Annotated in this window: 11 protein-coding genes; 5 read left to right on the plus strand and 6 right to left on the minus strand. The window is 71.3% G+C overall.

What is annotated here, in order from left to right; translation table 11 throughout:
* Positions 1-94: 94 nt before the first annotated feature.
* Together AHOG_RS16955 and AHOG_RS16960 are read right to left on the minus strand one after the other, a co-directional pair.
* Complete coding sequence (locus tag AHOG_RS16955; RefSeq protein ID WP_093942230.1) at positions 95-886, minus strand: class I SAM-dependent methyltransferase; 792 nt, start codon at positions 884-886, stop codon at positions 95-97.
* Between the two features lie 179 nt (positions 887-1065).
* Positions 1066-1872, minus strand: coding sequence for an IclR family transcriptional regulator (locus AHOG_RS16960; RefSeq protein ID WP_211290425.1), 807 nt, complete (start codon positions 1870-1872; stop codon positions 1066-1068).
* A 718-nt stretch (positions 1873-2590) separates the two neighbouring features.
* Between AHOG_RS16960 and AHOG_RS16965 the strand changes: the two genes are divergently transcribed.
* The 4 genes from AHOG_RS16965 (at position 2591) to manD (ending at position 7028) form a co-directional block, all read left to right on the plus strand.
* Positions 2591-3880, plus strand: coding sequence for an ABC transporter substrate-binding protein (locus tag AHOG_RS16965; protein ID WP_093942232.1), 1290 nt, complete (start codon positions 2591-2593; stop codon positions 3878-3880).
* Position 3881: 1 nt separating this feature from the next.
* Positions 3882-4772, plus strand: a complete 891-nt coding sequence (locus tag AHOG_RS16970) for a carbohydrate ABC transporter permease (RefSeq protein ID WP_093942233.1) — start codon at positions 3882-3884, stop codon at positions 4770-4772.
* Complete coding sequence (locus tag AHOG_RS16975; RefSeq protein ID WP_093942234.1) at positions 4772-5650, plus strand: carbohydrate ABC transporter permease; 879 nt, start codon at positions 4772-4774, stop codon at positions 5648-5650. Before AHOG_RS16970 ends, AHOG_RS16975 begins: the two co-directional genes overlap by 1 nt.
* Before the next feature lie 145 nt (positions 5651-5795).
* Positions 5796-7028 carry a D-mannonate dehydratase ManD gene (manD, locus tag AHOG_RS16980; protein ID WP_093942235.1) on the plus strand — a complete coding sequence of 411 codons (1233 nt, stop codon included), beginning with the start codon at positions 5796-5798 and terminating at the stop codon, positions 7026-7028.
* Positions 7029-7089: 61 nt separating this feature from the next.
* Here the strand turns inward: manD and uvrA are convergent, their stop codons facing one another.
* From uvrA to AHOG_RS17000, 4 genes are all read right to left on the minus strand, one after another.
* On the minus strand, positions 7090-9609 hold the full coding sequence (uvrA, locus tag AHOG_RS16985) for an excinuclease ABC subunit UvrA (protein ID WP_093942236.1): 2520 nt from the start codon (positions 9607-9609) through the stop codon (positions 7090-7092).
* Between the two features lie 727 nt (positions 9610-10336).
* Positions 10337-10954 (minus strand): PadR family transcriptional regulator, encoded by a 618-nt coding sequence (locus AHOG_RS16990; RefSeq protein WP_093942237.1) that lies wholly within the window; start codon positions 10952-10954, stop codon positions 10337-10339.
* Between the two features lie 166 nt (positions 10955-11120).
* Positions 11121-11726: an ATP-dependent Clp protease proteolytic subunit gene (locus AHOG_RS16995; protein WP_093942238.1), complete on the minus strand. Its 606-nt coding sequence runs from the start codon at positions 11724-11726 to the stop codon at positions 11121-11123.
* 625 nt (positions 11727-12351) lie between these two features.
* Positions 12352-12897: a hypothetical protein gene (locus AHOG_RS17000; protein WP_093942239.1), complete on the minus strand. Its 546-nt coding sequence runs from the start codon at positions 12895-12897 to the stop codon at positions 12352-12354.
* A 64-nt stretch (positions 12898-12961) separates the two neighbouring features.
* Here AHOG_RS17000 and AHOG_RS17005 point away from each other — a divergent pair, with 64 nt between their 5' ends.
* Positions 12962-14797, plus strand: coding sequence for an amidohydrolase family protein (locus tag AHOG_RS17005; protein ID WP_093942240.1), 1836 nt, complete (start codon positions 12962-12964; stop codon positions 14795-14797).
* The last annotated feature ends 105 nt before the right edge of the window (positions 14798-14902 follow it).

Raw genomic sequence — 14902 nt, forward strand, 5'->3', positions numbered from 1 at the left:
GTCGGCGAGACCCGTGCCGCCCCGCCAGGACCCCCGGTGAGGCCGGGCCCGACGCCGATCGCGACCCGCGTCCCGGCCCGAGCAAGCGGGACGGCTACCCCCTGCGTCCGGTCAGCACCGTCACGGTCACCTCCTCCACGAACGGCGCGTGCGGCTCCAGCGCCCGGTGGATCTCCTCGGCGAAGCCCGGGCGGTCGGCGGGGACGGGCAGGCGGTCGACCGGGAGGGCGGACAGGACGCCGCCGACGATGTCGTCGCTCGACAGCACGTCCGAGTAGTCGATCTCGGTCGTCTCGGTCTGGAAGCCCGCGGTGACCAGGTCGGCGTGGTACGCCCGCCGCGTCGCCTCGTCGGATCCACAGGTGCGGGTGAGCCGCTGTCCCCGCCGATGTTCCAGGAGGGCGCGCAGCGCCCGTGACCAGTCGGTCTCCTGGAGCCACAACGGGGTCCCGTTGGTCACCACGGCCACCCCGCCGCCCGGCCGCACCAGCGAGGACAGCATGGGGAACAGCGTGTCCCGGTCCATCCAGTGCAGTGCCTGACCGATGGTCACGGCACCCAGCGACCCGGCGCCCAGCAGAGCGCCGAGGGCAGGCAGATCCGAGTCGGCGCCGATCAGCCAGTTCACGTTGGTCGTGCCCTGGTCGGCGGCGGCCCGCCGACCAGCCAGCAGCATGTCCGGCTCCGGGTCCATGCCGATCACCGAGCGGACTCGCGCGGCCAACGGCAGAGTGAGCTGGCCGGTGCCGCAGCCGAGATCGAGGACCACGTCGTCGCCGGTCAGCCCGAAGACGGCCGTCAGCGCGTCGATCACCTCGTCCGGATAGCCCCGTCGATAACGCTGGTAGTAATCGGCCACCTCGCCGCGAAACCCCAGATCCGTCATGCCGACACTCTCTCAGGTGACGCGATCGGCGGGACGGCGATTCCGCTCTCGGCGTGATCTTCGACCGTCTGGAGCGCCGGGGCCTGCTCGCCCGCGGTCCGCCCTGGGCACCGGGCGTCCGCCGAGCCGACTCCGCCGGGCCGGTTCCGCGGCGTCGTCCGACACGGCGACGACCACGGCTACCGCCGCCGCGGCGACGCGAACCGTTCCAACTCGTCTCTGACGCTGGTCAGCGCGGCGAGGATCCGCGGGGTGGTCGTCTCGTTCCATCGAGCCGAGGGCGCCGTCACACTGATCGCGTCCAGGGACGCCTGGCCGAGCCGTAACGGCACCGCGACGCAGGACACGCCCGGCTCGTTCTCCTCGTACTCGCTCGCCCAGCCGCGCTCGGCGGCCTGGCTCAGTTCGGCGAGCAGGGTGTCGACGTCGGTCCGGGTGGCGGCGGTGAGCGCCTCCAGGCGTGGGCCGACGATGCGTCGGACGTCCTCCGGTGGCAGGCAGGCCAGCATCGCCTTGCCCAGCGCCGTCGCGTGGGCGGGCAGTCTGCGGCCGATGGCCGAAAACAGCCGAAGTGGATGTACCGACTCGCGCTTGGCGAGGTAGACGACGTCGGCGCCGTCGAGCCTGCCGAGGTGGACGGCCTCCCCGGTCCGCCGCGCGATCTCGTCGAGCGCCTCCTGACATCGGGCGGTGACCGGATCGGCGTCCACGTAGGCGGTGCCGATCTGGAGAGCGCGCACGCCGAGGGAGAAGCGGGTGCGGGAGCCGTCCTGGTCGATCCACCGCCGGTCAAGCAGGGTGTGCAGCAGGGCGTGCAGGCTGGACTTCGGAATGTCGAGCCGGGTCCGCAGCTCGCCGAGCGTCAGCTCGCCGTGCTCCGCCAGGCATTCCAGAATCGCCAGCACCCGGTCCGCGGACTTGACCGGAGCGTGCGCTCCACCGCCGGGGTCCAGGGCCATTCCGGTCTCCTCGTCTCGCGATCTCACGGTTTCCTCCCGATCCCCGCGACCCTTCCGCAGCGGAGATCGATGCCGTATCTTCCAGAAATCTGACCACGGTTCACATATGTGGTCAACGTCGGCGGCAACGGCGAACGGGGGACGCATGTCCGATGTCATCTTCGAACCGAGAACCGGGCTGCGCGGGCGGTCCTCGGGTGGACGACCCGCGACCGCGAGTCCGACCGTCATCCGGTCGACGGTGATCCGCTCGCCTAGGACGGCGCCGCACACCCCCGCGGCCCGGTCGACGGCTCGGGACGCCCTCGGCGGCGGTCCTGCCGCCGAATCGCCGGAATCGACACCGTGACCGGCCGGGCAGGCGGCCACCCCGCCCTGTCCCCCGGACGATGACGTCGACCGACGCCCCGCGCTCCGCGGCCGTCCTCGGGTTCTGACGACTCTCAGGCGGCCGGCCCTCGCTCGGAAGCGGCCTCGTCGTGGGCGCCGCGGCACCGAACCGACGTCGTCCCGCGGTGCCCGGCGGGGCGGAGTACCCGCGGCGACCCGCCACGCGCCTCCGACGAACACGCTTACCCGCCAGGCAGACCGAGTCTGGCCACGACCGACCACCGACGACGGCGAGTCGACGCCCCGTCGAGAAGGGCATCCCCGCTTCACCCCGGGCGGAGACCGGGCCGCGGCGACGACGCTCGCGAGCCCGCGGCCCGGGTGAGATCGGCAGTGAACTGAGCTGGAGGCAACGATGCTGAAGCGACGCGAAGCCCTGCGAATACTGGGACTGAGCGCGGTCCTGGGTTCGGGTGCGCTCGGACTCGCCGGGTGCGGCCGATCGGGGGGCGGAGCGAACGGCCCGCTGCGGGTGGCCATGGTCAACCACGTGTGGACCGACGCCGTGCGGCCGAAGATCGAGGAGTTCGAGGACCTCGCCGGCCGCCGGGTGCTCGTCTCGACGATGACCTCGGACCAGCTGTCGAACACCTACAACGTCAAGTTGAACGCCAGCGCCCCCGACCTCGACGTCATGATGTACCGGCCGTTACAGGAGCAGCTCCTGTTCGCCCGCAACGGCTGGCTCGCCGAGTTGAACGACCTCGTGGAGTCCGACCCGGATTACGACTGGGACGACGTCCAGGACGCGGCGAAGGAGCGGGTCACGATCGACGGCCGGATCTTCGGCGTCCCGATCATCAGCGAGCGCCCGACGCTGTACTACCGCCGTGATCTCGTCGACGCGCCGCCGACGACGCTCACCGAGATGCTGGAGACGGCCCGCAGGCTGCACGATCCCGGCGCGGGCCTGCACGGTTTCACGGGCCGAGGGCAGCGGGCGGGCGCGGTGAGCATGTTCTCCAGCTACCTGTACTCGTTCGGCGGGGACTTCATCGTCGACGGCCGCTCCGGGGTCGGCTCGCCGGAGGCCCTGGCCGCCTACGAGTACTACGGGCGCCTGCTGCGTGAGGTCGGGCCCATCGGCTCCACCAACATGACCCTGGAGCAGATCACGCCGATCTTCGCCCAGGGCAAGGCCGTCTTCGCGATCGACGCCGACGCGGTCTATCAGAACTTCATCGACCCGGCGACCTCACTGGTCGGCGACCGTACGGGGTTCGCCGCCTTCCCGGCGGGCCCCGCGGGCTCGCGCCCCTTCAACATCCCGTCGTGGGGCTTGACCGTGAACGTGTTCTCGGAGCGCAGGGACGCCGCCTGGGAGTTCATCCGCTGGGCCAGCGGCCCGGAGATGACGCTGCGGCTGCAGAACGAGGGCGTGCCCAGCGCCAGGGACTCCGCCTGGGCGGACGAGGCGAGTCTGGCCTCCTTCCCGCCGGATCTCGCCGAGTCGATGGCCGCGGGCATCGCGACCGGGGTCGGGGCCGACCGACCCGACGTGGTCCAGGTCGGTCGGGCCCGCGACATCGTCGGACGGCCGATCGTGGCGAGCATCCTCGGCGACGACGTCGCCTCGTCCGCGCGAGACGCCTCGGCGGAGTTCGACGACTTCCTGGTCCGCGACGCACGACAGAGGCAGCTCTGACATGGCCATTCGAACACTCGAGCAGGAGAACCGTCGTCTCAAGTGGACGATGCTCGCCCCGGCGCTGATCTTCATCGGCGTGATGATCGTCTTCCCGATCCTCTACACCGTCTATCTCAGCCTGACCGACGCCTTCGGCGCGGTGAACGCCGACAGCTCCTTCGTCGGCCTGCTGAACTTCACCGACTCGCTGAGCGACATGCGTCGCTTCTGGCCTGCCGTCGGCCGCACGGTCGTCTTCACCCTCGCCGCCGTCGCGCTGGAACTGACCCTGGGCCTCGCCCTGGCGATGCTGCTGCGCCGACCGTTCCGGGGCATGCGCTGGGTGCGCACCATCATGATGGTGCCGCTGCTGGCCACGCCGGTCGCCGTGGGCGTGCTGTGGCTGCTCATCCTCGACCCCACGACCGGCATCGCCAACACGCTGCTGGGCTTCGTCGGCATCCCGCCACAGCCGTTCCTCGGCTCGATCGCCCAGTCGCTGCCGACGCTGGTGCTCATCGACGTCTGGCAGTGGACCCCGATGATGACGCTGCTGCTGTTGGCGGGCCTGAGCACGCTGCCCACCGAGCCGGACGAGGCGGCGCTCGTCGACGGAGCCTCGCCCTGGCAACGGTTCCGGCACGTCACGCTGCCCATGCTGACCACCACGATCATCACCGCGCTGGTCCTGCGCAGCGTCGACGCGCTCAAGACGTTCGATCTGATCTACGCGACCAAGGGACCCGGCGGCGGATCGAGCCATGAGGCGGAGACGCTCAACATCTACGCCTACGGACTGACGTTCGACTACCAGGAGTACGGGCTCGCCGCGGCGGTCCTCGTCGTCTTCACCGTCATCATCGTCCTGATCGTCCTCGCGCTCCGGCGCCGTTCATCGAAGGCCTCCTGATGACCGTCCTGTCGCCGAATCCCACGCCCACCTCCGCGCCCTCCGCCGGGGTCCGGGGACACCACCGACGCCGCCGCACGCTCAACGGTCTGCGGCTCGCCGGGATCGCCCTGGTCAGCGCGGTGTTCGCCGCGCCGCTGATCTGGATGGTGCTCGCCGCGTTCAAGACCAACGTGCAGATCGGCAATCCAGCGGACGCGGTGGTGTTCACCCCGACCACGCAGAACTTCCGCAACGTCGTGAGCGAGGGCGTGTTCCTCCCCGCGATGCTGAACTCCGCGATCGTCGGCATCGTCTCGACGGTGCTCTCCGCGCTCATCGCGGTGCCCGCCGCCTGGGCCATCGGGCGGTTCGCCATGCAACGGGCGGGCAACTGGGTGCTGATCGCGCGCATCATCCCGGCCGTGTCGCTGCTGGTGCCCTGGTACTACCTGTTCGCCCGGCTGGAGATGGTCGGCGGATACACCGTGCTGGTGCTCAGCCACATGTTCGTCTCGGTTCCGCTGATCACCTGGATCATGATCGGATTCTTCTCCGGTCTGCCCGCCGAACTGGAGGAGGCGGGTCGCGTCGACGGCCTCTCCGCGTTCGGCGCCTTCCGGCGGATCTCGCTGCCGCTGGCGGCGCCCGGCACCGCGACCGCCTGTGTGCTGGCGCTGGTGTTCAGCTGGAACAACTTCATGTTCGCTCTGATCCTGTCCGACGAGTCCACCAAGACGCTGCCGGTGGCGCTGTTCAACTTCATGTCCTATGCCAGCGTCGACTGGGGCGGCCTGATGGCGGCGTCCACGCTGATGAGCGTGCCCGTCATCCTCGCGGCCGTCTTCGGGCAGCGGTATCTCGTCGCGGGCCTCACCGCGGGAGCCACGAAGGGGTGACCGTCACGCAGGCTCGTCCTCGGGCGATCACGGTCCCCCGATGCCGACGACACCCGGCCGGTCGCACCGGCGACGACGTCGGCATCGCACCAGAAGAGTCGACTCGGCCTCGTCGCGTCGACGTCGCCATCACGAAAGGATTCACATGCGGATCGTCAACGCCGAAGTCGTCGTCACCAGCCCCGGCCGCAACTTCGTCACCCTGGAGATCACCACCGAGGACGGGCTGCGCGGCTACGGCGACGGAACGCTGAACGGCCGGGAGCTCGCCGTCGCCAGCTATCTGACCGATCACGTCGTCCCGCTGCTGATCGGCCGGGACGCCCATCGGATCGAGGACACCTGGCAGTACCTGCACCGCGGCGCCTACTGGCGGCGCGGTCCCGTGACGATGGCGGCCGTCGCCGCCGTCGACGTGGCGTTGTGGGACATCAAGGCCCAGGCGGCCGGGATGCCGCTCTATCAGCTGCTCGGCGGGGCCAGCCGCACCGGCATCCGCGCCTACGGACACGCCAGCGGCCGAGACCTTCCCGAGCTGTTCGACTCGATCCGCGCCCACCTCGACGAGGGCTACAAGTCGATCCGCGTCCAGTCCGCGGTGCCGGGCCTGGGCACCATCTACGGCATCGGCGCGGGCAGCACGATCGGCGGGACGGGCCGCTACGACTACGAACCCGCCCGCAGGCACCCGGTGCCTTCCGAGGAGGTGTGGGACACCCGCGCCTACCTGCGGCACCTGCCGACCGTGTTCGAGGCGGTGCGCAACGAGTTCGGCCCCGATCTGCCGCTGCTGCACGACGTGCACCACCGACTGACGCCGATTCAGGCGGCCAGGCTCGGCAAGTCGTTAGAGCCCTACGACCTGTTCTGGATGGAGGACTGCACGCCCGCGGAGAATCAGGAGTCCCTGCGACTGGTGCGCCACCACACCACGACCCCGCTGGCGATCGGCGAGGTCTTCAACTCCGTGGTGGACTACCAGATCCTGATCCGCGAGCAGCTGATCGACTACGTCCGCTCGGCGGTCACGCACACCGGCGGGATCACGCCGATGCGCAAGCTCTTCGACTACGCGGCGCTCTACCAGGTGAAGTCCGGCATCCACGGGCCCACCGACATCTCGCCGGTCGGCATGGCCGCCGGGCTGCACCTGGACCTGGCGATCCACAACTTCGGCATCCAGGAGTTCATGCCGCACACCGAGGACACCTACCGGGTCTTCCAGCACGACTACACGTTCACCGACGGCTATCTGCATCCCGGTGAGACGCCCGGTCTCGGCGTGCGGCTGGACCGCGAGGCCGCGGCGGCCTTCCCGTACGAGCCCGCCTACCTGCCGGTGAACCGGTTGCGGGACGGGACGATGCACGACTGGTGATCCGCGCCGCGTCGGGCGGCGGGTCCCGTTCGCGGAACCCGCCGCCGGGCCCGGACGCCGCTCAGCCGCGGAGCAGCCCCCGGAGATGACGTGCGGTGGCGCCGTCGCCCGCCGCGACGGCCTCGGGTGTTCCCTCGGCGACGACCAGGCCGCCGTCGGCGCCGCCGCCCGGACCGAGGTCCACCACCCAGTCGGCGGCGGCCACCACCTCCATGCTGTGCGAGACGGCCACCACGCTGTGTCCCGCCGCGACCAGATCGTGCAGCACGCCCGCCAGCCGGGCGACGTCCGAGGAGTGCAGTCCGGTGGTCGGCTCGTCCAGCAGGTAGAGCGTGTGCCTGCCCGGCCTGCGCTGAAGCTCGTTGGCGAGCTTGATCCGCTGCGCCTCCCCGCCGGAGAGGGTGTTGCCCGGCTGGCCGAGCCGAAGATAGCCGAGGCCGACCTCGGCCAGCACGCGCAGCGGCCGGGCGGCCGCACCGAGGTCGGCGAAGAACTCGGCGGCCTCGTCCACCGACATCGCCAGGACGTCGGCGATCGACCGTCCCCGATGGCGAACGGCCAGCGTCGCGTCGTCGAACCGCGCGCCGTGGCAGACGTCGCAGGGCAGGAAGACATCGGGCAGGAAGCCCATCTCGACTCGCACGGTGCCGTCACCCGAGCAGGCCGCACAACGGCCGCCCGGGGAGTTGAAGGAGAAGCGACCGGGTTTGAAACCGCGCCGCCGTGCCTCGTCGGTCTGCGCGAACACCTTGCGAACGGTGTCGAGGATGCCGGTGTAGGTCGCGGGGGTGGATCGCGCCGAACGGCCGATCGGCGACTGGTCGACGCGGATGACCCGGTCGATCGAGGCGAGACCGAGCACCTCGTCGTGGTCGCCCGGCGGCGGGGCGTCGCCGCCGAGCGCGCGGTCGGCCGCCCGACACAGGATCTCGTCGACCAGCGTCGACTTGCCCGCGCCCGATACCCCGCTGACGGCGACCAGCATGCCCAGCGGCAGCGTGACGTCGACGTCGCGCAGGTTGTTCGCCCTGGCACCCCGGACCACGAGCTCCCGACCGGGTCCGGGCGTGCGCCGTGTCCGGGGCACGCCGCCGGGGCGAGCCGTCGCACCGCCGGGGTCGCGCAGGAATCGGCCGGTGAGGGAGTCGTCGTCGACGAGCAGCTCCTCGGCGGTGCCCGCGAACATCAGCCTGCCGCCGAGTTCGCCCGCGGCGGGCCCCAACTCGACCATCCGGTCGGCGGCACGGATCACCGCGTGGTCGTGCTCGACCACGATGAGGGTGTTGCCGAGGTCCCGAAGCCCGCGCAAGGTGGTGATCAACGCGGCGGTGTCCTCGGGGTGCAGCCCCACGGTGGGTTCGTCGAGCACGTAGAGCAGACCGAACAGTCGGGTGCCCAGCTGTCCCGCGAGCCGGATGCGCTGAGCCTCGCCGCCGGAGAGCGTCCTGGCGGTCCGGCCCAGGGTCAGGTAGCCGAGACCGACCTTGATCAGGAAGGTCAGCCGGTCGGTGATCTCGATGACGGCCTGCTCGATCACCCGTCGATCGCGGTCGCCGACCGTCAACCCTGCGAAGAACCGTAAGGCATCGGCGACCGGCAGCGCGCACGCCTCGGCGATGCCCAGACCGCCGACCCGCACCGCGGCCTGGGCGGGGTTCAGCCTCGCTCCGGCGCAATCGGGGCAGGCGACGGTGCGCAGATACGGCTCGGCGGGGTCGGCGGCGCCCTCGCCCGCCGAGGCGCGGCGCCGCTCCAGCCAGGGGATCACCCCGGGGAGACGTCCGGCCGCCGCCTGGCCGCGGTCCTCGGCGACGCCGTCGGCTCCGGAGCCGCCGACACCGTGCAGGAGGGTCTCGCGCAGGTCGGAGGGAAGGGTCCGCCACGGGACGGCCGTGCTGCGACCGGCCCGTTCGACCACGGCGACGGCGGCCGCTCGTTCGGCGGGCGCGTTGCGCCACGGGGCCACCGCGCCCTCGTCGATCGATCGGCTCTCGTCGGGTACCACCAACGCCGGGTCGATCTCGCGAGTGCTGCCCAGGCCCAGACACGCCGGGCACCGGCCGAAGGGCAGGTTGAAGGAGAAGGCCGGGCCCGTCAGGTCCGGCAGCGCGGTGTCGTGCCCCGCCGGGCAGGCCCGATCGACGAGTGCGGCGGCGCAGTCCGTGCAGTGACCGCTGCCGACCGTGGCCCACAGCACCCGCATCAGGTCGTAGACCTCGGTCACCGTGCCGACCGTCGACCGGGGGTTCCGGGATGCCGAGGAGCGCTGGTCCACCGCGACCGCGGAGCAGAGCCCGTCGAGCCGGTCGACGTCCGGCTTCTCCATCTCGTTCATGAACTGCCGGGCGAAGCTGGTCATCGACTGCACCTGGCGGCGCTGCGCCTCGGCATAGATCGTGTCGAAGGCCAGCGAGGACTTGCCGGAGCCGGAGACCCCGGTGAAGACGATCAGGCTGCGATGCGGCAGGTCCAGATCCACCCCGCGCAGGTTGTGCACGCGGGCGCCCCGCACGGAGAGGGTGTCGGGGAGGGCGGGCGTCGAGGAGGCACGGGCCGGGGCCTCCAGGTCGACTGTGGTCATGACGTTCCTTCCTGCGTGACCGGCCGGGGGTGTGCGTGTGGAGCGGGCGGCTCGGACGCCGCGAGCACGCGGGGACGACGGCGGCGTTCGCCCGTCGACGGCTGTGGTGTCGAGTGGTGACCCACACGGCTCCTACTCAAACTTGAGTTTCCGGGCGAGCGGTGGCCGCTCGACGTCGAGAACCGCTTCGATCGGGTCCCTCGAATCGCGGTTGCTCAAGCTTGAGTTGCCGGCTCGGCTCCGTTGCGGACCTGCGATCGGGGGTTCCTCAACCTAGAACATCGCCGTCCGATCCACAAACTTGAGTACACCCGCGAAATCCGCCCGCGCCTCGCCGACGACGCCGGGACGAGTCACCTCATCGCATGCGGGAACCGACCGGATGATGACGCCGGTGCCGAGGGCCAGGGCCGAGCCACGCCGGTCGGAACACCGCGCCAGGCACGTCGGACGACGCGGCAGGAGCCGGCGGCGAGCGGCGGGGCCGGCCGCGACGTCGCCGCCGCGACCGCCATACGCTCGTGCCCTGTCACATCGAGGACCCCGACGGCGGCACCCGGCCCACGACACGGCGAGAGAGCGCCCGACGACGGCGGTCCGGCCACGACGGCCCGCCACGATGCCGCCCGCTCCGACACCGCCTGTCCGCCACCGACGAACATCGCTCTCTCGCACCCCGCGACAGCGGGACGCCGAACACCGCGCGCCCCTCACGCCCGGACGGGCGCTACCGGCGCCGGTCGCCGCGTGCCTCGCCGGACAGCGTCCAGCTCCCCGGGACGCCTGCGGCCGCCGATCCGTCCCCGCGCAACAGGTAGGCGCCGTCGGTCAGGCGCGCGATCAGCCGCCGGGTCCACTCGGCGTCACCGCGCGCGGTGTGTCCGCTGAGGACGGACAACTCGTCGAGATGCGCCTGCCGGTCACGCGGGTCACGGGGCGACGGCTCGGCAGGCAGCTCGGCGATCTCGTCCTCCAAGGCGGCCAGCCGCTCCCGCAGCAACGCGATCACCTCGTCACGGGACAGCGCGGGCATCAGCGCCAAGCCGGCGGCGAGCACGTCCGGACGGTGCTCCGCCCGCCGCAGGGCGTCCCGAAGGAGCCGGAAGAACTCGGTCTCCCCCGCCGGGGTCAGCTCATAGTCGACTCGGCCGGGCCACGCCTCGATCTCGGTGGCCCGCAGGTGTCCCAGCTTGGCCAGTTGCCGCAGCCCGTGGTAGATCGAGCCCCATTTGACGTCGATCCAGCCCTCGGCGGCCCAGGATGACAACTCGGTGTGCAGCAGGTAGCCGTGCGCCCTTCCGAATCCCCGCACCACACCGAGGACCAGCAGTCGCGTCGCCGACATCGTCTCCCTGTTCGACCGAGGTATCCGTCCGCGCACAGGCTAGACCAGCGTCGGATCGGTTCGGTCCGCCTGTGCCGTCCCCCTGCGGGCCGACCACGCACGACACGAGGACTCCCGGTCGGGGCGCCGCACGGCAGGCCCCGCCGGGATCGTCCTGGAGCGCCGCTCAGGCGCCGTGTCGCGGGCGCTGTGGGCGCGAGACCACGTGGTCGACGAAGCCGTACTCCAGCGCCTCCTTCGCCGTGAACCAGCGGTCCCGGTCGGAGTCCTTGGTGATGCGCTCCACCGTCTGGCCGGTCTGCTCGGCGATCAGCTCGGCCATCCGCCGCTTCATCTTCGAGTAGACCTCGGCCCGGATCGCCACGTCGGAGGCCGAGCCGCCCAGGCCCGCGGACGGCTGGTGCATCAGCACCCGTGCGTGGGCGAGCACATGCCGCTTGCCCGGTGCGCCGGAGGACAGCAGGAACTGCCCCATCGACGCCGCGAAGCCCATCGCGAAGGTGGCGACGTCCGGCTCGATCAGCTGCATCGTGTCGTAGATCGCCATGCCCGCCGACACCGAGCCGCCGGGAGAGTTGATGTAGAGGGTGATGTCCTTCTCGCCGTCCTCGGCGGCCAGCAGCAGCAGCTGCGCGGTGATCCGGTTGGCGATCTCGTCGTTGACCTCGGACCCGAGGAAGATGATCCGTTCCTGGAGAAGTCGTTCGAACACCGAGTCGCTCAGATTGAGCCCGGACCCGGCATGCATCTCGGGCGTCGAGTTCTCCGTCATAGTCGCCTGTTTCCTCATTCCCCGCATCGCTGTCGATGGCACCGCACCTCGACCTTAGGCCCGGCTCCGCCCGACGGCCGCCGTGTTCGTTCAGGGCAGGACCCGAGCCGCTCACGGCGGGACTCCTGCGCTGAAGGGCCGACGGAGTACGAACCGACTCCACGCCGATGATCGCAGAACAGCGGACGCGGTGTGCGGGCGGCGCCGTCGCACAGCATCCGCGACGTCCAGCCGGGTGACGTGTCGGAAGCGGGGGCGCGACGCCGGGTCGGCCGCCACGGCCTCTCGGCCCGTCCCACCGCGATCCCGTCCGCCCGTACGACCGCACTCGTACCGTCAGCCCAGCCCGCGCGGTGAGATCCGCGCCGAGCACACCGCACGGTCGACGCCACGCTCGGCGAGGCCGGGTCGGCGCCGGGTGTCGGCCCGGTACCGGCATCCGGCGCGAGCGAGGGCCCGGGCCGCCGAGACGCGCGCCGGAGTCCCCGTCCGTTCGGAGGCACGGCCGATTCGGCACCGCGCCGGAGGGAACGTCGTCGGACCCGGCGACCGGATCTCGTCGACGAGAACGGACCGACCGCGCGAGGCCTCCGGGGCGGATCGCGGACGACGCGCCCGGCCTGCGTCAGGGTGCCTCGTCCGCGAGCAGGGACTCGACGACCTGGTCGCTGGTGAGAGTCGCCAGGTCCATCGACAACGCCTCGAACTGCACGATCAGCGCACCGCGGGCGAGGAACACGGTGAGCTCGGCCGGACTCGCCCCGGTGTGCCGCGCCACCGCCCGCAGGACCCGGGACAGCAGTCGGCGATACCGGTCGGCCACCGCGGGGTCCGTCCGCGCGACGGCGACCGCCTGGATGGAGAAGCCGCTGATCGCGTCGCCCGCCGCGAGGGCGCGGAACCGCGCGCCCATCTGCTCGAAGCTCTCCCCCGGCACCGCGTCCGCGCCGGTGAACGCCTCGATCTGCAACTCCTCCAACCGGTCGAGACAGGCGAGGAAGAAGCCTCGTCTGCCACCGAAGAGCCGGAACACGTACGGCGCGGAGACGCCGATCTCCCGGGCCGCCCGTGTGACGGCGGCGGTCGTCAGGCCGTGATCGGCGAAGGCCGCCAGTCCCGCCTCGACGGCCGCCGCGCGCCGCTGCTCGGCCGTCCGCCTTGACTCGCTCATACGACCCACCTTAGCGTTGTAAGTAATCGATAACTTCCTACCTCGGCGCGATCGGCGATATGACGTGAGTTCCCAGTCCGGCACCGGCTCCTCAGACACCTCCCCCCTCGTGATCCGCGGCGTGCACGTCGTCTGCGGCGACGGCACCGAACGTCATGACGTCGACGTCGTGATCGCCGACGGCCGCATCGCCCGGATGACGAACGACCGTGTCTCGATCGACGGAGCTCGAGTGATCGACGGCGCGGGCAAGACCCTGATGCCGGGACTGATCGACGCACATCTGCATCTCGACTTCCTCACCGTCCGCAACGGACTGCACGGCCGCCTGCACAGCAGGCTTCGGCTCGCCCGCGCCCTTCGCGACCTGCTGCACAACGGCGTCACCGCGATCCGATGCATGGGCGATCCGCTCAAGCCGGTCCTCCGACTGCGCGACCGCGTCAACAGCGGCCGAGCCTCCGGGCCGCACATGGTCGTCGCGGGGCCCGTGCTCACGGCGCCGGGCGGGCACCCGGAGACGACCGTCTGTCGGGACAACCCCTGGCTGCGCAGGCACATGGTCGTCCATCCCGCCTCCCCCGACGACGCGCGCGCCCAGGTCCGGCGACTGCACGCGGCGGGCGTCGACGTCGTCAAGTTCGTATACCAGGGCGGCCTGTACGGCGAGGACCGGGTGGAGCTCGGCAAGCTCCCCGAGGAGACGGCCAGGGCGATCGTCGCCGAGGCGACCCGGCTGGGCATGACGGCCAGCGCGCACACCCATTACCAGGACGACGTCGACGTGCTGATCGACGCGGGCGTCGACAGCTTCGAGCACGGCGTCATCGAGCACGACCTCGTCGGCACCGAGACGTTGCGACGCTGGGCCGACAGCGGAGCGAAGCTGGTGCCGACGCTGACCATCGCGGCGCTGGTACGCGATCCCGACGGCGTCTCCCATGAGGAGCGGGCGAGCCGGAACCTCGGGCTCGCGCATCGCGCCGGGGTGTCGATCGTGGCGGGGACCGACAGCATGGTGGGCGCGATGCCCGCGAACACGCTGCACGGCGAACTGCGGCGCATGGTCGAGGCGGGCATGTCGGAGTCCGACGTCGTCCGGGCCGCGACGGCGGACGCCGCCGAGTTCCTGGGCCTCACCGACCGGGGCGTCGTCGCCGAGGGCCGGGTGGCCGATCTGCTGCTGCTCAACGGCAGTCCGCTGGACCAGATCGAGAACGTCGGCGACATCGACCGCGTGTTCCACCAGGGCAGGACCGTCTTCACCGCGCCGGAGCGGCACGTGCCCGCCCTGTCCGACTACACCGCACCCGACCCCGCCGTCCTGACGTTCACCGACGCCACCGGGAACACCGTCGCAGGCGACGTCACGGTTCAGTACGACACCACGCGCTTCGACGCCGAGGGCGTCCGTGAGCTGCGCTATGTCGACGCCGAGGGACACGTGCTGCGCACCGAGACCGTGACCGCGGGCCCTGATCTGGTGACCACGGCCTGGACCTGCGAGATCCCCGGTGAGGACACCCGACTGGCGGTGACGAGCGCGGGCAGCAGGCTGTCCCTCACCGGCACGTTTCAGGGCAGGACCGTCACCCGCGGTTATCTGTTGCGCGGCGGCGTCTGGATGCAGTGGCTGCTGTTCGACCCAGCCACGTTCGTCACCTCGGCCGAGTCGTCCCTCCCCTTCCTCTCTCTCGGCACCACGGGACGCGGCGCCTTGGAGCTGACCGAGTTCGAACTGACCAAGCGGGACTCCGGCGGCGCCGAGGTGGAGACGGAGCTGGTCATGCCCCGGTGGCGTCGCTTCTGGGGCGCCGTCAACCGGTACGACGCCGCCACGGGTGATCTGATCAGCCACGAGATCCGGAACAAGCCCTCGGCCGTGCTGCGCCGACGCTGAGGCCGGGACCGACAGTCCGCCGCGGTGGGGCGGGTGCGGCCGCGGCGCCGATCGTCTGCCTACGAGCCCCGCACGGTCGGGCGGCCCGCGCCCCCCGCACTCGTG

This window comes from Actinoalloteichus hoggarensis, from assembly GCF_002234535.1.
GTDB classification, from domain to species: Bacteria; Actinomycetota; Actinomycetes; order Mycobacteriales; family Pseudonocardiaceae; genus Actinoalloteichus_A; species Actinoalloteichus_A hoggarensis.